The sequence below is a fragment of the Oecophyllibacter saccharovorans genome (assembly GCF_006542375.1).
GTDB lineage: Bacteria > Pseudomonadota > Alphaproteobacteria > Acetobacterales > Acetobacteraceae > Oecophyllibacter > Oecophyllibacter saccharovorans.
In genome coordinates, this window is sequence record NZ_CP038143.1 from 1,095,205 (window position 1) to 1,119,705 (window position 24,501).

Annotated in this window: 20 protein-coding genes; 13 read left to right on the forward strand and 7 right to left on the reverse strand. The window is 61.4% G+C overall.

Annotated features, from left to right (window positions below):
- Positions 1 to 127 precede the first annotated feature (127 nt).
- The 3 genes from argF to E3E11_RS04755 form a co-directional block, all read right to left on the reverse strand.
- Positions 128 to 1,108 (reverse strand): ornithine carbamoyltransferase, encoded by a 981-nt coding sequence (gene argF, locus E3E11_RS04745; protein WP_141452147.1) that lies wholly within the window; start codon positions 1,106 to 1,108, stop codon positions 128 to 130.
- Between the two features lie 5 nt (positions 1,109 to 1,113).
- A complete protein-coding gene (locus E3E11_RS04750; RefSeq protein ID WP_141451394.1) occupies positions 1,114 to 2,334 on the reverse strand; it encodes an aspartate aminotransferase family protein in 1,221 nt (406 codons plus the stop codon).
- Positions 2,335 to 2,486: 152 nt separating this feature from the next.
- Complete coding sequence (locus E3E11_RS04755; RefSeq protein WP_141451395.1) at positions 2,487 to 4,211, reverse strand: D-aminopeptidase; 1,725 nt, start codon at positions 4,209 to 4,211, stop codon at positions 2,487 to 2,489.
- Between the two features lie 148 nt (positions 4,212 to 4,359).
- On the opposite strand from E3E11_RS04755, the gene E3E11_RS04760 reads away from it, so the two are divergent.
- The 10 genes from E3E11_RS04760 to dld all read left to right on the forward strand — a co-directional run bounded on the left by E3E11_RS04760 (position 4,360) and on the right by dld (position 16,474).
- Positions 4,360 to 5,322 (forward strand): pirin family protein, encoded by a 963-nt coding sequence (locus tag E3E11_RS04760; protein WP_141451396.1) that lies wholly within the window; start codon positions 4,360 to 4,362, stop codon positions 5,320 to 5,322.
- Positions 5,323 to 5,386: 64 nt separating this feature from the next.
- Positions 5,387 to 6,004 carry a regulatory protein RecX gene (locus E3E11_RS04765; RefSeq protein ID WP_141451397.1) on the forward strand — a complete coding sequence of 206 codons (618 nt, stop codon included), beginning with the start codon at positions 5,387 to 5,389 and terminating at the stop codon, positions 6,002 to 6,004.
- 94 nt (positions 6,005 to 6,098) lie between these two features.
- Entirely contained in the window at positions 6,099 to 6,641 is a 543-nt protein-coding gene (locus E3E11_RS04770) for a CHAP domain-containing protein (RefSeq protein WP_141451398.1), read from the forward strand.
- A gap of 169 nt (positions 6,642 to 6,810) precedes the next feature.
- A complete protein-coding gene (gene tatA / locus E3E11_RS04775; protein WP_141451399.1) occupies positions 6,811 to 7,092 on the forward strand; it encodes a twin-arginine translocase TatA/TatE family subunit in 282 nt (93 codons plus the stop codon).
- A 67-nt stretch (positions 7,093 to 7,159) separates the two neighbouring features.
- Positions 7,160 to 8,203: a bifunctional riboflavin kinase/FAD synthetase gene (locus E3E11_RS04780; RefSeq protein WP_141451400.1), complete on the forward strand. Its 1,044-nt coding sequence runs from the start codon at positions 7,160 to 7,162 to the stop codon at positions 8,201 to 8,203.
- A gap of 133 nt (positions 8,204 to 8,336) precedes the next feature.
- A complete protein-coding gene (gene ileS, locus E3E11_RS04785; RefSeq protein ID WP_141451401.1) occupies positions 8,337 to 11,279 on the forward strand; it encodes an isoleucine--tRNA ligase in 2,943 nt (980 codons plus the stop codon).
- 71 nt (positions 11,280 to 11,350) lie between these two features.
- Positions 11,351 to 11,818 (forward strand): signal peptidase II, encoded by a 468-nt coding sequence (gene lspA, locus E3E11_RS04790; RefSeq protein WP_141452148.1) that lies wholly within the window; start codon positions 11,351 to 11,353, stop codon positions 11,816 to 11,818.
- A 151-nt stretch (positions 11,819 to 11,969) separates the two neighbouring features.
- Entirely contained in the window at positions 11,970 to 12,533 is a 564-nt protein-coding gene (locus E3E11_RS04795) for a DUF3035 domain-containing protein (protein ID WP_141451402.1), read from the forward strand.
- Positions 12,534 to 12,563: 30 nt separating this feature from the next.
- Complete coding sequence (gene mutL / locus E3E11_RS04800) at positions 12,564 to 14,534, forward strand: DNA mismatch repair endonuclease MutL (RefSeq protein ID WP_141451403.1); 1,971 nt, start codon at positions 12,564 to 12,566, stop codon at positions 14,532 to 14,534.
- A gap of 149 nt (positions 14,535 to 14,683) precedes the next feature.
- On the forward strand, positions 14,684 to 16,474 hold the full coding sequence (dld, locus tag E3E11_RS04805) for a D-lactate dehydrogenase (protein WP_141451404.1): 1,791 nt from the start codon (positions 14,684 to 14,686) through the stop codon (positions 16,472 to 16,474).
- Positions 16,475 to 16,498: 24 nt separating this feature from the next.
- Here dld and E3E11_RS04810 read toward each other — a convergent pair whose 3' ends face one another.
- Both E3E11_RS04810 and E3E11_RS04815 read right to left on the reverse strand, forming a co-directional pair.
- Entirely contained in the window at positions 16,499 to 17,125 is a 627-nt protein-coding gene (locus E3E11_RS04810; RefSeq protein ID WP_195804982.1) for a DUF1643 domain-containing protein, read from the reverse strand.
- Between the two features lie 73 nt (positions 17,126 to 17,198).
- A complete protein-coding gene (locus tag E3E11_RS04815; RefSeq protein ID WP_141451406.1) occupies positions 17,199 to 18,650 on the reverse strand; it encodes a lytic transglycosylase domain-containing protein in 1,452 nt (483 codons plus the stop codon).
- A 370-nt stretch (positions 18,651 to 19,020) separates the two neighbouring features.
- Here E3E11_RS04815 and E3E11_RS04820 point away from each other — a divergent pair, with 370 nt between their 5' ends.
- Positions 19,021 to 20,325 carry a glycosyltransferase family 32 protein gene (locus E3E11_RS04820; protein ID WP_141451407.1) on the forward strand — a complete coding sequence of 435 codons (1,305 nt, stop codon included), beginning with the start codon at positions 19,021 to 19,023 and terminating at the stop codon, positions 20,323 to 20,325.
- Positions 20,326 to 20,485: 160 nt separating this feature from the next.
- Positions 20,486 to 20,704, forward strand: a complete 219-nt coding sequence (locus tag E3E11_RS04825; RefSeq protein ID WP_141451408.1) for a hypothetical protein — start codon at positions 20,486 to 20,488, stop codon at positions 20,702 to 20,704.
- Positions 20,705 to 20,837: 133 nt separating this feature from the next.
- Here E3E11_RS04825 and E3E11_RS04830 read toward each other — a convergent pair whose 3' ends face one another.
- Positions 20,838 to 21,929, reverse strand: a complete 1,092-nt coding sequence (locus E3E11_RS04830; protein WP_141451409.1) for an AbrB family transcriptional regulator — start codon at positions 21,927 to 21,929, stop codon at positions 20,838 to 20,840.
- Positions 21,930 to 22,574 carry an SspB family protein gene (locus E3E11_RS04835; protein WP_141451410.1) on the reverse strand — a complete coding sequence of 215 codons (645 nt, stop codon included), beginning with the start codon at positions 22,572 to 22,574 and terminating at the stop codon, positions 21,930 to 21,932. It abuts the gene before it with no gap.
- A 372-nt stretch (positions 22,575 to 22,946) separates the two neighbouring features.
- On the opposite strand from E3E11_RS04835, the gene rfaE2 reads away from it, so the two are divergent.
- A complete protein-coding gene (gene rfaE2 / locus E3E11_RS04840) occupies positions 22,947 to 24,494 on the forward strand; it encodes a D-glycero-beta-D-manno-heptose 1-phosphate adenylyltransferase (RefSeq protein WP_141451411.1) in 1,548 nt (515 codons plus the stop codon).
- Positions 24,495 to 24,501 lie beyond the last annotated feature (7 nt).

Sequence of the window (24,501 nt, forward strand, 5' to 3'; positions counted from 1 at the left end):
GGGGGCGGAAAATCAGGGGCGAAACAGCACAGGCCTTTCTTATTCCCGGATTTCTGACTTCACTTAAGCAGATTTAACGTGGGTCGGGCTGCCGGATGGGTCAAGGACCGCGTGAAGTTCCGGGATCTTACGCGCCTGCATCATGGCCCAGGCACCAGAGCAGCAGCCCTTTCTGGCTGTGAAGGCGGTTTTCCGCCTCGTCAAAGACGACGGAAGCCGGGCTTTCGAAAACGTCCTGCGTCACTTCCTCGCCCAGATGGGCTGGCAGGCAGTGCATGAAAAGCGCGTCAGGCGCTGCCTGGGTCATCAGTTCTGCATTGACCTGATAGGGGCGGAAGAGCTGGTGGCGCGTCTGTGCATCCTCATCGCCCATGCTCACCCAGGTGTCGGTAATGACGCACTCAGCGCCCTGCACGGCTTCTGCGGGTGAGCGTGTGGTCACGATGTCCGCCCCCTGCGCGCGTGCCCAGTCCACGGCGGCCTCAGAAGGCGCGAAGCCTTCGGGGGTGGCCAGCCGGAGGCGGAAGCCCAGCAGGGCGGCCGCTTCGATCAGGGAAGTGGCGACATTGTTGCCGTCCCCGATCCAGGCCAGCGTTCTGCCGGCGATGGGGCCGCGATGTTCCTCGAAGGTCATGACATCAGCGAGAATCTGGATGGGATGGGAGACCGGGGTCAGGCCGTTGATGACCGGAACGCTGCTCCAGCGCGCCAGTTCCCGCAGGTCGCTGTCCTTGCGGGCGCGCAGCACGATGACATCGAGAAAGCGCGACAGGACGCGCGCGGTGTCAGCGATGCTTTCCCCCCGTCCCAGCTGCATGTCGGCGGTCGAGAGAACGCTGACCGCCCCGCCCAGCTGTTCCATGCCGACCTCAAAGGAAACGCGGGTCCGGGTGGAAGGGCAGGCCAGCATGAGGCCGAGCGTGCGGCCAGCCAGCGGCCGGTCGGGGTGGAGCGGGAAACGCCGTCCCTGCTGGAGCGCCTTGACCTGTTTGCCGATATCGAGAATCCGGCGCAGCTCTGTGGGTGTCAGGTCGCGGATATCGAGAAAATGCCGCGGTCCGGCAGCCGTGGATGGGTTCAGGGGCGCGGAAGATGCGGGCTGGGTCATCTGGGTCATTGAGCGATCCTCGCGTCACGGTGGGACGGAGATGGGGAGGAAGAGGCGGGGATAAGCGTCTTTGCTGCAGCGAGAAGGCGCGCGCAGGCAAGGCGGCAGTCTTCCTCAGTGACGATCAGCGGGGGCACGAGCCTCAGAACATTGTTGCCCGCAGTGATGGCCAGCAGGCCCTGATCCATGACGGCCGGCAGAACCTCGCTCAGCGGCAGGCGGCAGTGCAGGCCGCGCATGAGGCCTGTGCCGCGTACTTCATCGAAAACCTCGGGCGCTTGAGCCACGACCTCCTGCAGCATGGCGCCGAAAGCAGCGCCGACCCTGGCAATTCTCTGCAGAGCGCCGGGCTTGAGAAGTTCGTCCATGACCACCAGCCCGGCCGTGCAGGCCAGGGGATTGCCGCCAAAGGTGGTGCCGTGGGTGCCGGGTGTCAGGTGCCGGGCCAGCGCCTGGCGTGCCAGAACGGCCCCGATGGGGAAGCCGCCGCCCAGCCCCTTGGCGACCGATACGACGTCAGGCGTGATGCCGGCCTGCTCGAAAGCGAAGAGAGTCCCGGTACGCCCCATGCCGGTCTGGACTTCATCAATGCCCAGGTAAAGCCCGTGCGCATCGCAGATTTCGCGCAGGCCCTGCAGAAAAGCCGGGTCAGCTGCCTGGATCCCGCTCTCTCCCTGGATCGGCTCCAGGAGAATACCGGCCGTTTCAGGCGTGATGGCAGCACGCACGGCCTCCAGATCATTGAACGGCACATGGTCGAACCCCTCTGCAGGGGAACCGAACCCTTCCAGATAGGCCGGGTTGCCGGTAGCGGAGATCATGGCGAGCGTGCGCCCGTGAAAGGCGCCCTGAAAGCAGAGCACGCGGGTCCGTTCCGGATGGCCGTTCATGTACTGGGCGCGGCGGATAAGCTTGACCAGACCCTCATTGGCTTCCGCCCCGGAATTGCAGAACAGCACCGCATCAGCGAAAGACGCCTCGACCAGCCTGTCAGCCAGGGCTTCCGCCTGGGGAATACGGTAAAGATTGGAAACATGCATGACCCGCCCGGCCTGCTCTGCGATGGCCGCGGTGAGCGCCGGATGCGCATGCCCCAGCGAGGAGACGGCGATGCCGGCGCCGAAGTCGAGATATCGTCGCCCGTCCGTGCCGACAAGCCAGGGCCCTTCGCCGTGCTCGAAAGCGAGGTCTATTCTCTTGTAATTGGGCATCAGACTGGCGCTCATGGCGGTCAGTGTTCCTTGTCTTCTGGCTGATGGGGTCTTCTGGCTGACAGGCAGGCCGCAGATCAGCAAAGACTGCCTGCTCGGGGCCCGATTCACTGTGGGCAAGGGCGCCAGGAGCGTCAATTCCAATTTTTCCCCGCATCCTGGCGTTTTCAGCCAGGAAGCCGTTCATAGACCAGATCGCGCGCCAGCCAGCAGCCGATCCGAACGCGGCTTCGACCTTTCTCCCGGGTGAAGTGCAGGGTCCAGTCGCCGGGAGCGGTATGATCAAGCGCCCGCGGGCAGGGAAAGGTCCATAGTCCAGGTGCCAGCCGGTGAAGCCGTTCCATCCGGCCAGTGCCGTTCAAACCGCTGAAACCGCCATGCAGCACACCGCCTGCCAGAGTGACGTCAAACGTGGAATCCGTTTCAGGGTTGCGGTAAGTGCCGGCCAGGGCGCGGGCTTCTTCTGCCAGGTCCTGTCGCTCCGTATCGGAAACCCCCCTCTCTTCCGGCAGCCGGTCGGACAGGCGGTGCAGAAAGGTCACGCGGTTTTCACCGGGGCGGCTCATTTTGAGAAGGTCCGGTTTTCCTTCAACGTGCTGCACCATCACGCCCAGGCCGCTTGCCTGCGCAGGCGATTGGAGGGTCAGGGTTTCTGGCAGCATCAGGTAACGCAGCTGCAGACGCGTCTGGCTGTGGGGGTCGGTCGTATCGTGGCTGATGCGCGCTGAAAGCCCTGTGCCTTCTTCCAGCCAGACGCCGGTAAAGGATGCGGCTGACGCAAGGGCTTCCTGCGGGTTATGGGAGGATGGAGACGGGGCGGCAGCTGCGGGTGTGAGCGCGGCCCGCGCCAGGGCGGCGGCAGCCTGGTGAGCCGGTGAGACATGGTTGAAGAGAACTACGACCGAGAGGCGGTGTTGCGGCACATGCAGCCTGTGCGACCGCCATCCGCGCAGCGCCCCGCCATGTCCTGTGACCTGCAGAGGCCCGTCCGGCCCGTTGAGCGTGCCGCGTTGCAGGCCGAAGCCGTAGGACGCCGCAGCCCCGTCCGCAAAGGTGACAGGTGCGCTGAGGCGTTGGTAAAGGCTGCCTGCATCATCGCGCGTGGTGTCGATGTGCTTTTCCCAGGCGATCATGTCATCCAGTGAGGCGCCGAGCCCTGCATCGCCCGTCCAGTAGATGTTGTTGACGGCAGGACGGGCGCCGCCAAGCCCCATTTCCTCATAACCTTCAGTCCCATCGGGCATGGCGCGCGTCTCGGCGGCCAGAAAAGCCCGTTCCATGCCGAACGGCGTGAAGAGGTGCTGCTGCAGGAGCTCGCTGAAACTGCGGCCGCTCTCCTGTTCCATCGCATCTGAAAGAAGGCGAAAATTCTGGTTGACATAGGAATAGGCAGTGCCGGGAGCAAACTGGAGGGAGCGGGTCCGGGCAATGAGGCGCCAGGCCTCGGCATCACTGAACGCCCCTTCAATGGCAGCGCCTTCCAGCATGGCCATGGCCCAGTAGTCCCGCAGGCCCGACTGGTTGTGGGCTAGGTGCAGCGCGCTGGGGCGCAGATCTGCAGGCAGCTCAGGCAAGCGACGGGCGATAAAGGGGACCAGGGTGCGGTTCAGGTGTTCAGGGTCGCGGTAACGGGCCAGTAAGGTGGCGCAGGTGAACTGCTTGGTGATCGAGCAGAGCCGGAAGAGCGAGCCAGGCGTGAAGGGCAGGTGCCGCTCCAGCGAGGCATAACCCCAGGCATGCCGCACGAGGGTCTCCCCGTCCCGGATCACGGCCACCGCGCCGCCAGGGCCCGGATAAAGATCAGGCAGATCGGCCAAGAGGCGTTCAAGCGAGGTATTGATGCGGGAGGGAGCAGGAGCACCGGGGCTCGGTGAAGACGGGGCGGTGGGCATGCGCGCGCTTTCGGAACGGGGGAAGGGCGGTTAGAATGAAGTCAAAGCAGGCTCGGGCGGGGCACACAAGCGGCCTCATGAAATCAAACCTGCGAAATCAAGGTCTGCGGGAAAACAAGGCCTGCCGGTGAGTGAAGGGAAGACAGAGATGGCCGGGAATGAGAAGGCAGAGCAGTTGAAGAAAGCGCCGAAAAAGGTTCAGGGCGTCTATCCGCCCAGCCCGCCGCACTGGGTCGGTGACGGTTTCCCGGTGCAGAGCCTGTTCACTTACCGGGACCTGGGCAAGGTCCTTAATCCGTTCATTCTGCTTGACCATGCCGGCCCTGCCGCTTTCCCGCCTGCGCCTGAGCGGATGGAGACGCCCAGAGGCGTGGGCACTCACCCCCATCGCGGGTTTGAGACGGTGACAATCGTGTTCGGCGGGCAGGTGGCTCATGGCGACTCAGCCGGTAACAGCGGCAAAATCGGTCCTGGAGACGTGCAGTGGATGACAGCTGGGCGGGGTGTGCTGCACCAGGAATTCCACGCGCCCGAGTTTACGCGTGACGGCGGGGTGTTCGATGTCGCGCAGCTGTGGATCAACCTGCCGGCGCGCGACAAGATGACAGCGCCTGCCTACCAGCCTCTTGCAGCTGCTGACATGCAGGCAGTGGCCCTGACCGATCCTGAGAGCGTTTCCGCAGAGACGGTGGGAAGCCTGCGGGTCATTGCCGGGCATTTCAGTGCGGAAGGGGCTGAAGGGGAGGGTGGAGAGGTTACGGTTACCGGCCCGGCCCGCAGCTTCACGCCGCTGAATGTATGGGATGTCATCCTTGCTGAGGGCAAAAGTTCTGTGTTGGCCTGTCCGGAAGGCTGGGTGACGGCCCTGGCGGTCATGGGCGGCGCTCTGGTGGTGGAAGGGGTGCGGGGCGAGACCAACCACACGGTCGTGCTTTCACGCCAAGGCACGCGCTTTCGGATCGAAGCACCGGAAGGGGCGCATTTCCTCGTCCTGACGGCTCAGCCGCTTGAGGAGCCGCTTGCAGGCGAAGGCCCGTTCGTGATGAATGAGCGCCAGGAGCTGCACCAGGCCTTCGAGGACCTGCGACGCGGTCATTTCGGCACTTTTTAAACTTTAAAGCCCCCCGGTGGCGGATCATGCACAGATTTCAGCAGGTTTCATAAGGTCGGGACGCATGGTGGAAGAAAAAGCGCCCGCAGCAGTGCCCACGCCCCCGACGGCAGCCAGCCTGCGAGAAGCGGCCCTGGCGCATCTGGCGCGTTTTGCCACCACGCGGCGCAATCTCGAGCAGGTGCTGAGCCGCCGGGTGCGGCGCTGGGGCCTGCGGGCGCAGAAGGCCGGTATGGCGCCTGAGGAAATCCGCCAGGTGGAAGGGGTATTGCTTGGGGAAATCCCTGAAATTGCTGCGGGCATGGAGGCGCTTGGCGCGGTTGATGACGCGCAGTTCGCGCGGTCGCGGGCCCGCAGCCTGACGCGTTCGGGTCGTTCCAGGCGGGCGGTGACAGCGCATCTGGTGGTCAAGGGCGTTGATGGGGAAACAGCGCAGGAAGCTCTGGAAGCTTCGCTCGGGGCTGGTGAAGAAGCGCAGCAGGCGGAACTGGCCGCGGCTCTCGTTCTGGCCCGCAAACGGGGATTCGGCGCTTTCCGCCGTCCTGACCGCCCGGAACGTGACCCCATGAAGGTGCTGGCGGTCTTTGCCCGCAACGGTTTCAGCCAGGGGACGGCCGCCCAGGCCCTGGCCATGGAACGTGACGAGGCTGAGGACCTGATCCTGCGTTTCCGTTCAGCGTGAGAAGGGGGAGCAGGTGAAAACCCTGTTTTTCTGAACGCTTCATGAAACGCTTTATGAATTGCCGTCTTTTGTGAAACGGTTGTAAGAAAAACTCATGTCTTTCCCCGTATCTGCCCGCAATCTGTCTGCCATCCGGGTGTTTCCCTCCGCCTTGAAGGGGCAGCAACCGTTATCGCGCTTGCTTGCAGGCCTGCGGAACCTGGCGCTTGGGGGTGCACTGCTTGCGGGGCTGGGGGCGCTTGGGGGATGTGGCGGCGGCTATCATGGCTCGGTGCAGTGTGTTCCCTATGCGCGGGCGCACAGTTCCATCTCGCTGTCGGGCAATGCCGCGCAATGGTGGTGGGCGGCACGGGGCCATTACGCGCGCGGGCACAAGCCTGTTCCGGGCTCGGTGCTCGTGTTCAGGGCGACTCGCACCATGCCGATCGGCCATGTTGCCGTGGTGCGCAGTCTGGAGAGCGACCGGCGCATCCGGGTGGACCATGCCAACTGGGCGCCTGGGCGTGTAGACCGCGACGTGCCGGTCGAGGATGTCTCGGGCAGCAATAACTGGACGCGCGTGCGCGTCTGGTGGTCGCCCAGCGAGGTGATGGGCCGCCGCGTCAATGCCACTTACGGCTTTATTCTCCCTAATTGACAGGAATTGACAGGGCGGAAGTGCCAGGGCGCTTTCCTCTTTTCAGATCCTGGCCGGTATTCAGAGCGCCGGAAGCGTGGATGCGGCAAGCCAACGGTACGCGGGGGTTGCATAATTCCCGCTTCCTTGTCACATCAGGGGAAGCTTTTGCTTTTCGGAGAATGCTTCCATGGGCGGTTTCACTAGCCCCACTCACTTGCTCATCATTGCAGTTATTGTGCTTGTGCTTTTCGGAGGCGGTGGCAAGATCAGCGGTCTGATGGGAGACTTTGCGAAGGGGATCAAATCCTTCAAAAAGAGCATGACCGAAGATGAGGGCGAACAGGCGCCCAAAGGGGATCAGGCGCCGGCTGCCCATCTTGGCGCCCCCCAGAACCCCGGCACCCAGCCGGGTGTTTCGGGCCAGCAGGATGTGCGCATGGCTGAGGATGAGCCTGCCAAGCGCAGTTGAGCTCTCGACGGCACGAGTGCTTTCCGGCCGGTAAACGACGGATGCGTGACAGCATGGCCGTGAACGCATGACCCTGTATCCGAACTGGCGCAATCTTCCAGCAGGCGCGCGCGGCTGTGCCGTGGCGTTGGGAAACTTTGACGGCGTTCATCGCGGTCATGTCCATCTGCTGCAGAGCCTGCGTCACGCACGCGACCGGGCCTTGAAAACAGCCAATCAATCTGGTGCCCCAGTCGTGCCGCCACTGGGCGTGCTGACTTTCGATCCCCATCCGCGCCAGTTCTTCCGGCCGCAGGATCCCCCCTTCCGCCTGATGAGTCCGGCTTTGCGGGCGCGCACCCTGGAGCGGGAGCAGGGGGTGGAACATGTTTTCCAGATGGATTTTGATGAGGATTTTGCCCGCATGCCGGCCGAAATCTTCATCCGGGAAGTGCTGATCGGGGCGTTGGGCGTGCGCCATGTGGCCTGTGGGGCCGATTTCGCCTTCGGTCATCGGCGCGGAGGCGATGCAGCCCTGCTGAAAGAGCTTCTGCCCGCTCTTGGCGTGGGAGTAACGATTGTGCCGCAGCTGGCTGATACTGACGGACCTGTTTCCTCCAGCCGTATCCGGCGCCTGTTGCAGGAAGGCTATCCGGAACGGGCCGCAGCCCTGCTGGGGCGTCCCTGGAGCATTGCCGGAGAGGTGGTGCGGGGCGATCAGCGTGGGCGGCTCCTGGGTTTTCCCACTGCCAATATCCGTCTCGGAGCTCACCTGGAGCCTGCGCGCGGCGTCTATGCGGTACGTGTGCGCATGCCCGACGGTCGTGTGCTGCCGGGGGTGGCCAATATCGGACGCCGCCCCACCATCAATGACGGGCAGGAAAGCAGGCTTGAAGTGCATCTGTTTGATGTGGATGAGGACCTTTACGGCCAGACGCTGGAAGTGGCGCTGATCAGCCGCCTTCGCCCTGAAAAACGGTTTGACGGCCTGGAGACGCTGAAAGCCGCTATTTCTGCCGATGCCCGGGAAGCCCGGCAGTTGCTGGCTGCCGGCAATAGTGACGTGCCTGGAGACAGCCTCGCAAACGTAAAGGCAAACGCTGAAGACATTCCCCCAAAGACACGGCCATAGACGTTAAGGGACAGGACCTCTCCTGAAGCCTGCACGGGGCTTGACCCGCCTGCGTCCCTCTTCCCATATGAAATATACAGATAAAACAACCAGGCCATTTCCCGCAGCCTGATGAAAGGGTGTGCCTTCCTTCATGTCCGCTTCCCCAGATTCCGCTTCTTCAGACACTGCTTCAGACACTGCGCGCACCGCCTCCCGGACGCCTGACCAGGCAGCCGGGCAGAAGACTGAGGACCGTTACCGCGAGACGGTCTTCCTGCCAAAAACCGCGTTTCCCATGCGTGGTGGTCTGCCCAAGCGTGAGCCGGAGATGCTGGCACGCTGGGCGGAAATGGATCTGGACGAGAAGATCCGGGCCCAGGGCCGCGGTCGTGAGGAAGTTTTCACCCTCCATGACGGTCCGCCTTATGCCAATGGCCATATCCACATCGGCCATGCTCTCAACAAGATCATGAAGGACGTCGTCAACCGCGCCCAGCGCATGAGCGGCTCTGAAGTGCGCTACATGCCGGGCTGGGACTGCCACGGGCTGCCGATTGAGTGGAAGGTGGAAGAGGAATACCGCAAGAAAGGCCAGGACAAGGATGCGGTTCCCGTTCTGCAGTTCCGCAATGAATGCCGGGAATATGCAGCCCGCTGGGTGACAGCACAGGCTGAGGACTTCAAGCGGATCGGCGTGCAGGCCGAGTGGGCGAACCATTACGTCACGATGGATTATGCGTCCGAGGCGAAAATCGCTGAGGAGATCGGCAAGTTTCTCCTCAACGGCCGGCTCTATCGCGGCCTGCGTCCGGTCATGTGGAGCCCGGTTGAAAAAACGGCCCTGGCGGAAGCCGAGATCGAATATCACGATATCACCTCACCGACTGTTCACATCGCTTTTCCCAATGTGAAGGATTCGACCGGCGGCAAGCTTGAAGGCGCCTCAGCGGTGATCTGGACCACGACGCCCTGGACCCTGCCGGTCAACCGTGCCCTCGCCGCCGGGCCTGACATCGCCTATAGCGTCATCGAGGTGACCGAGACCGCGCCTGAAAGCCTCGTTCCTGTCGGGACCAGGCTGATCGTGGCTGATGAGAGGCTGGAAGCTTTCGCGCAGGAAACCGGGGTGAAAGCCTGGGACGTCCGTCATCGCCTGCAGGGCAGCGAGCTGGAAGGCAGCGTTTTCGCCCATCCGCTTCGCGGGCATGGCTATGACCATGACGTGCCCATGCTGATGGGGGAGTTCGTCACCACCGAGGCTGGCACGGGTCTGGTGCACATGGCGCCTTCACATGGTCAGGATGACTTCACCCTGTGTGTTGCCCATGGGATCGAAGTGCCTGAACTGGTGCAGGACAACGGCACTTACGCGCCCTGGGTGCCTGAGCTTGCAGGGGTGCATGTCTTCAAGGCCGCTGATCCGGTCTGCGCGCTCATGACGCGCGCGCGCGAGGAAGGCGTTGAGAAAGGACAGGCTGCCGGCCTGATGGCGCGCGGCGAGATCCTGCATTCCTATCCGCATTCCTGGCGGTCGCGTAAGCCGATCATCTTCCGCGCCACGCCGCAATGGTTCATCTCCATGGATGAACCGGCCCATGACGGAAGTGTGCTGCGACCTGACGCCCTGCGCGCGCTGGAAAACGTTTCTTTCGTGCCGGCCTCTGCGCGCCGCCGCCTGACCTCCATGGTGGCGCAGCGCCCCGACTGGTGCATTTCGCGCCAGCGCAGCTGGGGTGTGCCCATTGCCGTTTTTGTCGAGAAACGCTCCGGTGAGGTCCTGAGAGACCCGGCCGTGATGGAACGCATTGTCGCCGCTTTCCGCGAGCATGGCGCTGATGCGTGGTACAGCACTGACCCGGCGCATTTCCTGGGGCCTGACCGCGATCCGACTGACTATGAGCAGGTCTTCGATATTGTTGATGTGTGGTTTGAAAGCGGTTGCAGCCACCGCTTTGTCCTGCACCAGGAAGGCGTGAACTTCCCGGCCGACCTCTACCTGGAAGGCTCAGACCAGCATCGCGGCTGGTTCCAGTCCTCCCTGCTGGAAAGCGTGGGGGCTGAGGGAAAAGCGCCTTACAAGGCGGTGGTCACCAACGGCTTCGTGCTGGATGGGCAGGGACGCAAAATGTCCAAGTCCCTTGGCAACGTCATTCTGCCGGCGGATGTGACAAAATCCTTGGGGGCTGACGTGCTGCGCCTGTGGGTGCTCAATTCCGACACCAACGAGGACCTGCGCATCAGCCAGGAAATCCTCAAGCAGCAGGGCGAGCTTTATCGCCGCCTGCGCAACACCCTGCGCTGGCTTCTGGGTGGCTTGGATGGCTTTTCCGATGCGGAAAAAGTGGCTTATGAGGATCTGCCCGAGCTGGAGAAATACATCCTTCACCGCCTGAGCGCGCTGCATGAGCGGATTGCGGAGGCGGTGCGCACGCATCAGTGGAACGGCGTTTACCCGGCCCTGCATGCTTTCTGTAACAATGACCTGTCAGCCTTTTATTTCGATATCCGCAAGGATGCGGTGTATTGCGATGCGCCCGATTCGCACCGGCGTCGCAGCGTGCGCACCGTGCTGGATATCCTGCATCGCGCCTTGAGCACCTGGCTGGCGCCTGCGCTGGTGTTCACCGCTGAAGAAGCCTGGCAGGCCCGTTTCGGCCAGCAGGAAAGCGTGCACCTGCAGGATTTCTTTAGACCTGGCCCTGATTGGGCCGACCCGGCGCTCGCCTCCCGCTGGGACCTGCTGCGCCAGACGCGCCGGCGTGTCACGACCGCTCTGGAAGGCGCGCGCCGCGATGGGCTGATCCGCGCCTCGCTGGAAGCCAAAGTCACCCTGCCGCTGACAGAAGCAGAGGCCAAGGCAGGCCAGGGCGTCGACTGGGCTGAGCTCTGCATCGCCTCCCAGGTTGAAACCCGGCCGGCTGCCCCCTCTGCAGTGCAGGAAGAAGAGGGGATGGAAGAAGTCGGCGTCGCGCAGGCCAAGGGGGAAAAATGTCTCCGTTGCTGGCGCGTTCTGGAAGAAGTCGGGCGTGACCATCATCATCCCGAACTCTGCCTGCGCTGTGTGGAAGTAGTCGAGGGAATGGAAGAGCAGTGACGTCCGGGGCTGCGGAAAACACGGCTGCTCCGGCTGGGCGGCGCTACGGCCCACTTGTCGCCGGACTGGTCATGATGGTGGTCGTCCTGCTTGCTGATCAGCTGAGCAAATACTGGATCCTGCATGACTTGGACCTGCCCCATAGGATCAGCGTTGCGATCCTGCCCTGGTTGAACTTCACCTGGGTGGAAAACCGGGGTGTGACTTTCGGCATGTTCGGCGGGCATGCGCCGCTTCTGTTCATGGTCGTTTCCCTGCTTGCGTGCCTGGTCCTGTTGGGCGTTATGGTGCGCAGCCGCAGCAGGGTCGTAAGCCTGTGCTGTGGTGCCATCATCGGCGGGGCACTGGGAAATGTGCTGGACAGGAGCCGTTTCGGCTGGGTCGAGGATTTCATCCACTGTCATGTCACGATCGGGGGGCGGACGTGGTCCTGGTATGTTTTCAACGTCGCCGATGCGGCGATTGTCTGTGGCGTTTTCATCTGGATGGCGTATTCTTTCTACAGTGACTGGAAGATGCGTCGCCGTACAGTCGGCTGATTGAAGTCTGGCTGGCTGAAGTCATGAGAAGGGGTAGGTGTTGCTCTTTTCACCAACTCCCGTCGCTAAGAGCGGCTTTCACGGTATGAGGGGCATTTTCGGTGTCGCAACGCTTGCCCGATCGATGTCTGCAGGATAGGAGGGAGGCACCATGAGTCCAGCACGGGAACCCGTCATGAAGCCCATTGCCTCCACCCTTCTTACTGCCCGGGGCGGCCTGTGCCTGCTGGGTGTCGGCCTGGTACTGGGGCTGAGTGGCTGTTCAGGTGAGGAAGTGGCGCGTGCCTTCGGGCTGAAGCGTTCCACCCCTGATGAGTACACCATCATCACGCGCGCTCCCCTCTCCATGCCCCCTTCGGAAAAGCTGGTTCTCCCAGGTGCTGAAGAGGCCAACCGTCCTGATGAGAGCCCGCGTCTGCAGGCGCTCGAGACCCTGGCCCCGGAAACGGCGCTGCATCCCGCTACGGGAACAGACAGTTCAGGTCAGACCGAGCTGGTCAGCCAGGTTTCCAGCGCCGCTAAGGCCCCGACCAACAGCAATGCCGAGCTTGGCCCGGCTGATCAGGGCTTTGTGGATTCGCTGATGTTCTGGCAGGGCGGGGGGTCAGCTGGCGGCGTGGTGGATGGTGAAGCGGAGAACCGTCGTATCCAGCGCAACTCGGCGCTGGGCAAGCCGCTCGACATGGGCGCGACCCCGACAATGCGCAAAAAGTGACCTTTTTTGCTTCCTGCCCAGTGCTGCATGATGAGTCGCGCCCCCTCTGACGCAGAGGGTTCGCAGGCCAAAACGTCTTCCCGGCCGATACTGCGCCGTCTGTCTGATCGCGTCGTGGACCAGATTGCTGCGGGTGAAGTGGTTGAACGCCCGGCAGCGGCGCTCAAGGAACTCGTTGAAAATGCGCTTGATGCGGGGGCAACCCGAATCGAAATCCGCCTGAAATCAGGCGGTATCGACAGCATTGAGATCACCGACAATGGCTGCGGCCTTACGCCTGAAGAGTTGCCCCTGGCTGTTGAGCGCCACTGCACTTCGAAACTTCAGGATGAAACCCTGGTCCGGATCCGCACGCTTGGCTTTCGGGGAGAAGCACTGCCTTCCATCGGGGCGACCGCGCGCCTGTCACTGGTTTCCCGTGTCCGGGGTGCTGAAAGTGCCTGGCAGTACCGGGTGGAAGGCGGCACCCCTTCCGGGCCCATGCCGGCTGCTGGCACTGAGGGCACGCAGGTAACGGTGCGTGATATCTTTTTCGCCACGCCTGCGCGCCGGAAGTTCCTCAAAAGCGCGCGCGTGGAAGGGGGCCATTCTGAAACGGTGGTACGTCGTCTGGCGCTGAGTGCGCCTGGCTGCGCTTTCCTGCTGCTGATGGATGGGCGCGAGGTGATCAATCTTCCGGTGCAGGATGAGCGCCAGCGCGTCAGCGCTCTTCTCGGTCTGCCTGAAGCAGCTTTGATCGCCCTGGACGAGCGTCGCCCGATCGGCGCGGCCAGACAGGAGGACGGGGAGGCGGCAGGAGAAATGCGGCTGAGTGGCTTCATCGCGGGTCCTGCGCACAGCCGGGCAACGGGGGCCGGACAGTTTCTGCTCGTCAATGGCCGCCCGGTGACCGATCCGGTGCTGCGGACGGCGGTAAGAATTGCCTACCGGCCTGTTCTGGAGCGTGGAAGGTTTCCCATAATCGCCTTGCATCTGCACCTTCCCCTGACGCGCGTGGATGTCAACGTGCATCCTGCCAAGACGGAACTGCGCTTTGCAGATGAAGCGGAAGTGCGGGCTTTTGTCATCGGCGCGCTCAACCGTGCGCTGGCGCGCGGGGCCGGCGAGGAGGGGGGAATGCATGCGCAGCTGGTGCGACGCAATGCTTCTACGCCCCGACCTGATGCCCGTTTTGCGCGTTTTCCATCTGAAAACCACCTGGGGGAGGAAAGTGCCGCAACTGACGCCGATGATCTCGGTTTTGCGCCCTCTCTGCGGCATTATTCACCTGATTCCGCCTCTCCTTCGTCCTTTGCCGAACCTGAAGGCCTGGCGGAGACGACGCGCGCTTTCAGAAACCGCACCGCCTTTGCTGATCTCCAGACACCCGGAGCAGTGCAGGGGCCGGCAAAAGCGCGCTATCCGCTGGGAATTCCGATTGCCCAGCTTCACGGTACCTATATTCTTGCCGTGGCGCCGGACGGTGATCTGATTCTCGTTGATCAGCATGCGGCTCATGAACGCCTCATGCATGAAAAACTGCGTGACAGGATGGAACGCGAAGGACACCTGCGGGCGCAGGCGCTGCTGATGCCCGCTGTCATTGACCTTTCAGGCAGTGAAACGCAGGCCCTGCTGGAAAGTCGCACTGAGCTTGCGCGCCTTGGGGTGGAGTTCGAGCCTTTCGGTGGCACCAGCGTTCTGGTCAGAACGCTGCCGGCCCTGCTTAAAGGCGCCCAGGCTGAAGAACTGCTGCGTGCCATTGCTGAAGAGCTGATGCAGACTCCTGAGCTCTCAGCCCGCCAGACGGAAGCCCTGGACCGACGGATTGAAAGCGTTCTGGCACGCATGGCTTGTCACGGCAGCGTACGTGCAGGACGGCGCATGACGCAGGAGGAAATGTCAGCCCTGCTGCGGGCCATGGAGCATAATCCCCGGGCTAATACCTGCTCTCACGGACGTCCCACCTGGGTGCGGCTGACCCGCCTTGAGCTTGAAAAGCTGTTCGGTCGGGTCCGGTAAATGAAGCAGGTGAAGCGTTGCTGTTTTTTATGTAAATGACCTGCTTCATAAAAATAATCATTGGACAACTATGAAGGTAGCGCTGGAATTTCCGTTAGGAGAGGCGCAAGGTTAAGAAAAATTTATCCTGAATTGGGAGTTTTCCCGCCATGCAGGCGCAGGTATCAACGGATTCACGTATCCCTTCATCCCCCCCACCATCATCGGTGACTTCCCCGCAAGCGCCTCCTGTACCGACATCCGATCTGCTGGCGCAGTTACGCCAGATCGTCGGTGCGCCGCATCTGCATACTTCCGAGCAATCTACTTACCGTTACCGCAAGGGTTTCCGCTTCGGCAACGGCCCGGTGGAGGCCGTGGTGCTGCCGGGCAATCTGGTGGAACTCTGGCAGGTGGCCCAGGCCTGCGTGCAGGCGGGCCGCATTCTTATCATGCAGGCTGCCAATACCGGCCTTACGGGCGGCTCTACGCCTGACGGCAGCTATGACCGGCCTGTCGTGCTGATCAACACCCGCCGCCTGAAGGGGATTCACCTTCTCGGTGACGGCAAGCAGGTGGTGTGCCTTCCCGGAAGCCGGCTCCATGAGCTGGAAGCCCTTCTGGCGCCTCTGGGGCGCGAGCCGCACTCGGTTATCGGCTCCTCCTGTCTCGGCGCTTCCGTGCTGGGGGGCGTCAGCAATAATTCAGGCGGTGCGCTTGTGCAGCGTGGGCCGGCCTTCACGCAGATGGCACTTTTCGGCCAGGTGAATGCGCAGGGGAAACTGGAACTCGTCAATCATCTGGGGATCAAGCTGCCGGGCAATCCGGAAGAGATTCTGCGCAAGCTGGAAGCGGGCACATTCTCGCCGGAAGATATCGACTGGCACGCGGGTGCCGGCCATGATGCCAATTATATCAAGCGCGTGCGGGATGTGGAGGCGGATACGCCAGCCCGCTACAATGCTGATCCTGAACAGCTTTATGAGGCTTCAGGCAATGCCGGACGCCTCGTGGTGTTTGCGGTAAGGCTCGACACGTTTCCTGCTACGAAGAATTCCCGGGTTTTCTATATCGGTTCCAATTCAACTGAAACGCTTGAGAAAATCCGTCATGCGCTGTTGACGAAATTCGATGAAATCCCCATTGCCGGGGAATATCTCCACCGTGATATCTTCGACATTGCTGATCGCTACGGACGTGATACGACAGCCATCATTCGTCTTTTAGGCACCAAATACCTGCCGCTGCTGTTCGATATCAAGGCCCGGGTTGATGCGCTGGGAGAGAAATATCCGTTCATTCCCCGCTCAATGGGAGATCGGACGCTGCAGTTCCTCAGCAGGTTTCTGCCCCGTCAGGTGCCGCCGCGCATTGAGGATTACCATAAGCGCTATGAGCATCATCTTCTGGTGCGCACGTCGCCGGAACTGGGTGAAAAACTCGCGCCGTGGTTGGAAAAGTTTTTTGCCAGCGATGAAAACGGGAAGGACGGGGGCTTTTTCGAATGCACTCCGCAGGAAGGTAATCTGGCCTTCCTGCATCGCTTTGCCGCTGCCGGCGCTGCCGAGCGCTACGTTGCCATACACCGTGAAAAGGTCGGAGGTATCGTAGCACTGGATATCGCCTTGCGGCGTAATGACCGGAACTGGTTTGAGCATCTGCCGAAGGCCATTGCCGACAAGCTGGAGCTGAAGCTTTATTACGGCCATTTTCTCTGCCATGTCCTGCATCAGGATTATGTCGTGAAGAAGGGCTATGACCCGATGGAGGTCAAAGCGGAAATGCTGGTCGAGCTCAACAAGAGAGGGGCCCGCTATCCGGCCGAGCATAATGTGGGCCATCTCTATCATGCGCCTGAGGAGATGGTGGACCATTACCGCAAGCTTGATCCATGTAACTGTCTCAATCCCGGTATCGGCAAGACGACAAAGCTCAGGAACTGGCGCGCCGAAAGCGCCTGAACCCGCGTTTTTGTGGCGGAGGTGTCAGTCTTCTGAAGGCGGCTTGCCGGTCTGGTCGGCCAGTGTCTCTTCCTTCGGCAGCCTGTCGACACAAAGCGGCTGAGGAGTCAGATGGGCCGGCAGATACAGGGGGTGGACCGGGCGTCCTTCCTTGCTCAGGCGCAGGACGGTGAGGGGAATGCCGGCTCGAGCCAGCATATGCGCCACCTGCACGGCCCGCTGGCGAAGACGGGGGGCATGGGGCGTGCCTGTGGCCAGAACGACGCATTGGGCCTGGCGTGCCATCTCCAGCAGGTAGTGGTCATCTTCAGGGCCGACGGGATCAGGCACTTCCAGAAGGCGGTCCTGATTTGTGCAGCGATAGGCGAAGCTATTGCCGACAAACATGCCGCCGTATCCCCACTGGCGCGCATAACGCTGGCATTTGGCCACAGTCCGGTCATCCCCCGTCTCTGTGGCGACGGAAGGATTCATCATCAGCCACATCACCAGCGGCTTGCGGGGATCCCAGACGCGCTTGAGGGTATAGCGGTAACAATCGCCGGGCCCGCCATAGATGGCAGTGCTCACCACGTCATCAGCCAGTTTCAGCGGCTTGGCGGTGCCGACATGATGGCTTTTTCCGGCAGGCGCCTGCCTGGCATCCGCCAGGGGTGCTGTGCTGTCTTCAGAAGTCTTCACAGGAAGGCGGTCCTTAACTGCATCTGCTGCCTCCAGCCCGCTTTCAGAAACGTGAATGTGGCGAGAGCGGCATGCAGGGAGAGAGATGCGATATCTTGCGGCAGAGCGCCTGCGCCTGAAGCTGTGAAAGACCGGTCAGCCTGGTGCGGTAGAGAACATGACGTCCGGCCTGGACGGGGATGATGGTCGTGCGCGCCTGCTGAACCGTACTGCCTGCCACCTGGCGGACTTTCTGCGCCACGCCTGAAGCCAGCTGACGGCTGCCGTAACTGCCGATCTGCACACTCCAGTTGCCGACTGAAGGCATGTCGCTGACGCGCCGGCGCGGCGAAGGAGACTGAGCCAGTGGGATGGTGCGGATACGAACCGGTCGTTCGTTCTGCTCCTGCAGGACATCCGTTTGCGAAGGAGGCGGTGGGGCCGGGCGGATGACAGGCGTAGGGCTCAGGTGTGGGGCTACGTAACGCGGCGTTGGGGGAGTGTAAGCCGGGGCTGGCGGCGGCACAGGGGTCGGTTTGAAGCCGCGCGCTGCCCAGACTGCGGAAACCGGTGCGGAAGGTTGCTCACCCCCGTAAGCAGGCGCGCTGGAAACCGGTGGCGCACTGGGCGGAAGGGAGGCGCTGTAACCACGCGCCGCCCAGGCAGCCGAGACATTCTGCGGGCTGTGCCCTGACAGCACGCCTTCATTGAGGCTATCGGTATTTTCGGGTGCTTGCGTATCGCCTGCGGAACTGTCGTCACCGCCGGAATAGCTTGCGCCAGCATAGGCGCCACCGCCATAAGCGCCGCCACTGTAGCCTCCGTCAGGTGGCTGGGCGGTGCGGTCATGCTGACTGACCATCAGATCGGCCTGTGAGCGGTGAACAGGATAATACCCGACGATATGCGGGCCGATCGCTGCGACGTAATTGCGCGTCTCACGGGGCAAAGCGCGATTCTGGCGCAGATAGTGGTCCACGTTGCCGGGCCCGTCATTATAGGCAGCTAGGAAGCCGGGCGTGCCGTAAATATCATACATCTGCCGGATATAGGCTGTGCCGGCCATGATATTGTCGCGGGGATCGTAGGGGTCCGGCCCGAGCCCGAACTGGTTGCGCATGTCATCATAGGCAGGCGGCATCAGCTGCATCAGCCCCATTGCCCCGGGGGTCGAGGTGATGAGCTGTCCGTAGCGATCATAAAGATGACCGCCCGATTCCTGGTGGATGACCGCGCGGATCCACTGCGTGGGCACATCGAAACGCTGCGAGGCTGCATGAATGTAAGGCCCCCAGGGATCACTCGGCGGGCCGGGAGGCGCATAATAGGAGCGGGCATGGGCACGGTACTGCGCCTGTTCTTCAAGAACGGGAATATTGCTGCCCGTCTGACTGGCACAGGCTGCCACGACTGCGAGCAGACAGAGCGCCAGAAACCGTTGCAGATGCCGGCCAAGCAGGCTCAGGCCACCGGATACAGGGAAAGAAGCAGGGAGAGCAGGGACGAAAGACGTCATGAAGAAATGGATTCCGGCAGCTTGCAGTGTTGCTTCCTGTCTACAGGAAAACCGCTATATTTCCACCGGTGTATTTTCGGTGGTCTTTCACAGGATTTCTGGCAGATTACTCATGCCTCACACTTGCCCGGCTGTCAGCGGGCGGTGCGGAGAAAGAATTATTAAGCAGAGCGCCGGTGAGCATAGTGGAAGAGAAAACACGAAAGATGCAATTTTCATACATGCTTTTGTGGTCATAATCATTTATCTTGGGCTTGATTAACGGGCAGAAGCGCGCCAGTGGTGAAAAGCACTACGGGTTGGAGAACTACGTTCTGGCAACCCGTCAGTCTTGTAGCGCTGCGTCCGAAAGGGACAGGAAACGGTAGTGATGTCGTCAGTAAAGAATGCCGCAGAGATTTCTGGTGCCGCTTCAGGCAGTGGTACGGAAGATTTCGATGAGTGGGAACGCGTGCGGGAAGACGGGGAAGCGCCCCAGGCTTCTGAAGCGGCTCCAGAAATCTCTGTGGCTGAAGCTGAGCGAACCGAGCAGGATGCGCCTGAAACCTTCCAGTCCGTTCAGGCAAGCGCTCTTGGGCCGGTTGCGATCGACATTTCCCATGATCCGCTGGCCAGTGAAAAGCTCAGAATTCTGGGTGGTGACACGATCGAAAGCTGCTTTGAAATTGCCAATATCCTGCATCTGAACCGCAACGTGCAGGAAGCGGCCTATTTTTACAGGCGTGCTTTTGATCTGCATGACAAGGTTCCGACCCATTTTCCGACGGCGCCCGTGCTCCTGCAGGTTTCTCTGCTGTGCAAACTGAAAGCGGGGGAAAATCTGGCGCCTGAAGAACTGGCTGAGCTGGAGCGCTACTGTATTCCGTTTGCCGATTATATCCGGGGGATGGAGAAAGCCTGGCGTCAGGGAGATTATGAAGGTGCGTTCCGTCAGATCGGCAACGCTTATGAAGAGTTCCACACCGGCGAAGAGGTTGATAGCCTGACGCTGGAAGTCATGCGCAGACTTTACGGGGAATGGCTTATTCCCCAAGGGGATCGGCCTCAGAAGCGTATTCCAAAGAATATTTTTCTGTACTGGGATGCCAATCCTCCTCCCGAGATCGAAGAGAATTTCCGTCGTCATCGTGAGATTGAAGGTTTCAACGTCCAGATCTTTGATAAGGAACGTGCGGCGAACTGGCTCTACCAGTATTATGGTGTTGAGGCGCGCAGTATGTTCTTAAGCGCGCGTCATCCTGCTGAAGCGGCGGATTTTCTGCGCGTTCATGTAATCAATCTTCTGGGGGGCTGGTGGCTGGATGCGGATCTGCGCATCAACGGACCGGAAGCCCTGAAGATGATGGCTGAGGAAACTGCCGGCACAGCCCTGTTCCTGACCCATAACAATGTCGTTCACAATGATTTCTTCGGCTCAGTGCCGAACAGCGAACTATTGAATGATTGTCTGCTGTCGCTCTACCGGAACGGCTATCAGCATTCGGGTCTCTACATCGCCTACAAGACTGGCCCTGGGATCTTCAATCGCGCGCTCAATCGTCTGATGCATCGCCTGGTAAATGGCATGGAGATCTCCACTTCCATGCGCGTAAGGGATCATGAAGCCTTCCCCGTCTGGACGGAAGAATTCGATACACCTTACAAGCATAATCTACCCAGCTGGCATGCAGCCTGATCAGGCAGGCTGATTTTTGGCGTCCGCGCTGGAATTCGAAAACGGGAAATTGCGACAGCCCTGCCAGGTGCGCTAGGGTCTTGTGCAGTCGGCCGCTACAGGCAGTGTGGCTGTGAGAGAAGCCGCCTGAGGGCGGCGCTACAGAAAGAGGAAGATTGTCATGGCTTATGCTGCAATTGATGCCAAACGCGTTGCTAAGGCAGCTCAGGGGGCTCTGCAGACCCTGGCTGGGGAAAAAGAAACCAATGAGACCCATCAGCGCAAGACGCTCATGATCGAGCGCATCGGGGCTCTGGCCAAGGCTGCTGCTGAAACCCCGGATTGCAACGCCATCACCCTGACGTCCGAAGAGTTCTGGCTGCTTTCCAAGAACTGGTGAACTTCAGGCGCCTCTGATCGGGAAGATACTTTTCCTCAGAACGCTGAAAACCCCGGCTTTCAAGCCGGGGTTTTTTGTGACTGTTTTTCCGGAAGAGGCCGAGAGGGACTGTGTTTTTCAGCCGGGTATCCTGTCAGGAAGGGTTGTTGCCGTGACGGGTCGGGCGTCTGTGGTGTTCCAGCCAGCGGCCAAGCGGTTTTGCCAGCAAGGGACCCAGGAATAGGACGGCCAGCATGCGGGCCGTCTGCATGGCTATGATGAAGGGCAGAGCGACATGCACGCTGGCGCTGATGATGATGATAGCGTCCAGCCCGCCTGGACTTGTGGCCAGATAGGCGCTGAGCAGGTCGATATGCGCCAGGCGTGCCACAGGCCAGGCGAGCAGGGCGCATCCGCCTACGATGACGAGTGAGGACAGAAAAACGGCCGGCAGTGAATGCAGAGCCTGTTTCAGCACATCGCTCGTAAAACGCAGCCCGATGGACCAGCCGATGATCAGATAGGCAGGTACGCGTAACCATTGTGGCGTAGTGACGCTGAAAAACCCGCTCAGCTGCGCGATGCCTCCCAGAAAAAGCGCAATCAGGAGAGGAGCTGCCGGCATGCGGATGCGCAGGCCGAGAAACGTGCTGACGGCAATGAGAGCCAGGGTGGCACCGATGTTTCCGCTCGGCATGGGAGGCAGGTAAGGCGCTCTGGCAGGCCCAGCCACAAGCCGGGCTACGAGAGAGGTCGAAATGGCCACCAGGATGACGCGAAAATACAGCATGAAGGCAGCCAGGCGCGGATCAGCGCCGAAAGAGCCGCAGATCAGCATCATTGTCGACGCACCGCCGGGTGATGAGCCCCACAGAGCTGTCGTGCCGGGCATGACTCCAAGCCAGGCCAGCAGCGCGCCAATGCCGAAACTGACCAGGATGACCGAAAAGACACTGAACCCCATCAGGGCCCAGTGATCGAGGATATCGTGCAGGATCCCGAGATTGAGGGAGCCGACAACCATGCATCCCAGAACCGCCTGTGCCATGGCAAACCAGGGTCTGGAGATCGTCACGCCCCGGTTGCGGGTGGCGACGATGATTCCGGCGATCATCGGTCCCAGCATCAGCCCGGCTGCCAGGTGGATCAGCAGGAAAAACCCGCTGATCAGGACTGTCAGAATGATCAGCCCGGCCCAGCGCAGGGCTGGGGAAAGCGGTTTCGTCCCGGAAGCAGGGACTGACATTTATTCCCCGTTATTGTGGGGATCAGGATTTCGGGCTTCAGTCTCCCGACCAGCAGGCTTGCGCCGGAAGGCGGCCAGGCTGACCACTTCCGCCTCCTTGCGTTCGCCCGGTGCGGCGCTCTCGTGATCTGACCCTGAACTGCGCTCGCGCGCGGCTTCGGGCGGAAAATCGCTTATTGTCGCTTCCTGAGCAGCTTCAGTTGGCAGGTCTTTGCCTCCTGCCTCGACCTTGCTGTTGTCCTGCCCCTCAGGAAGGCGGAATTGCAGCATGAGCTGAATGGCCGGGTCTGCGAAGGCGGTAATGGCGCTGAACGGGATGACCAGGGTGGTGGGAATGCCGCCGAAAGCCAGCCCGACTGAGACATGCTGTTGGGCGGGATCCACCTTGAGGTCACGGAACTGGTGCTGAAGGACGATTGTCATTTCACGCGGATAGCGTTCGCGCAGATGGGCTGGAATCTCCACACCGGGCAGGTCGGTCCGGAAAGTAAGGTAGAAATGATGTTCTCCGGGCAGCCCTTCATGTTGCGCGTGGGAAAGGGCTTTCAGCATCACATCCCGGTGCGCCTGTTCGAGCCAGGTCTCATAAGGCAGGAGACTGACGGGAACGGTCGGGCCATCAGGAGAGTTGGGATCGTCGGTCATGAACTTCTGCTGCCACCTGTCCAGTCGTTTTGTCTGTCTCACCGAGGTCGGTCTGTGCGGGGTGGGGCAAGTGCGATTTCGCTGCGCCCTGTCGGGATCAGGGAAGCTATCCTGACCAGTACCAGGCCCTGCTGTGAGTAAGGCTCAGTCTAAGCGCAATGGCAGGAAGAGGGAAGGAAAGGGGGAGAATTTTCTCAGCTGGTCCGGCCTTACCAATGACAGTCGGCAAGCCCCGGCCTTGTATTGCCCAGCCGCAGCCTGTTTTATCCCTGCATGCCGGTTTTTAAGGGGCGTTACGCCCTTGCCTTTGCTGTGCCGGAATTCGCCTGACGGTAGAAACTGTCCGGCCATTTTCAGCCCGGAGAATCGTTCATGCTTCCCTCACTGCATTTCGGGCGCCTGACCGTTATCGGGGATCTTCTCCTTGACCGTTATATTTCCGGTGAGGTGAGCCGGATCTCGCCTGAGGCGCCGGTGCCGGTTCTGCTCCATACTGACCAGAAAGCTGTTGCCGGGGGGGCGGCCAATGTAGCGGTCAACGCAGCAGCCCTGGGCTGCCAGGTCCATCTGGTCGGGCTGGTGGGGCAGGACGCTGCCGGGGATGACCTTCTGGCCGCTCTGGGCCATTGGAAGGGGGAAACGGCGGCAGGAGGAGAGGTGCGGCTGGAAGGCGTGGTGAGAACGCCTGAATGGCAGACCATCACCAAGACGCGCGTGCTGAGCGGGCGACAGCAGATCGTGCGTATTGATGAGGAAAGAACTGCCCCTTCCCTCTCGCCCGCTCTCCAGACACAGCTGACAACCCATGTGCTGGAAAGCCTGGCGTATTCCGATGCGCTGGTGATCTCCGACTATGCCAAGGGCACGCTTGCTGACGATATTCTGCACCGGATCATCACCGCAGCGCGGAAGCGGGGGCTGCCCGTCATTGTCGATCCCAAGCGGGCGGATCTTTCAGCTTACCGCGGTGCAACTCTCATCACGCCCAACCGGACTGAACTGCGGCGGGCGACCGGTTTCACAGTGCTGCAGAATGATGAGGAAATCAGCCAGGCAGCTGCGCAGGCCTCAGCTGCCTTCGGAGGTGCCGTGCTGCTGACGCGTTCGGAGGAAGGCATGACGCTGTGGCGCCCCTCATCAGGCACAGCCCAGGTCTCCACGCCCCTTTACCATGTGCAGGCCCGCAAAGCGGAAGTGTATGACGTGTCAGGTGCAGGCGATACGGTTCTGGCGGCTCTGGCAGGGGCTCTGGCAGGGGGGAGCCCGATCGAGGAGGCCATGCGCCTGGCGGCGGTGGCTGCCGGTATCGCGGTGGGCCATCTGGGAACCGCCAGCGTTTCACGCCGTGAATTGGAAGAAGCGTTGCAGGAGGGCAGGATTTCGGGTGCAGATATGGAGCTGAGCCCGGCAGACTGGGTGCAGGCGCAGCGGCAGGTGATTTCGTGGCGCCAGGATGGGGCCCGAATCGTCTTTGCCAATGGCTGTTTCGATGTGCTGCATCCCGGCCATGTTGCCCTGATTGCAGAAGCAGCACGGCTTGGTGACCGGCTTATTGTCGGCTTGAACAGCGATGCGTCAGTACGCCGGCTTAAGGGACCCGCCCGTCCGGTGCAGGATGAAGAGGCCCGGGCCCGGGTCATGGGCGCTCTGAAAGGGGTGGACATGGTCGTTCTGTTTGATGAAGACACGCCCTACCCTCTTATCGAGGCCTTGCAGCCCGATATTCTGGTCAAAGGGGCCGACTACCAGGCCAGGGAAGTGGTGGGGGCTGACATTGTCAGCCGTCGCGGCGGGCATGTGCATCTGGTGCCGCTGCGTGAAGGGCACTCGACTACTGCCATCGTAGGGAAACTGGTGTCTGAGCGCTCCGGCCTTTCTGCTGGCCAGCCAGATCCTGATGATGTCGTCCAGCCTGAGTGATCCACGC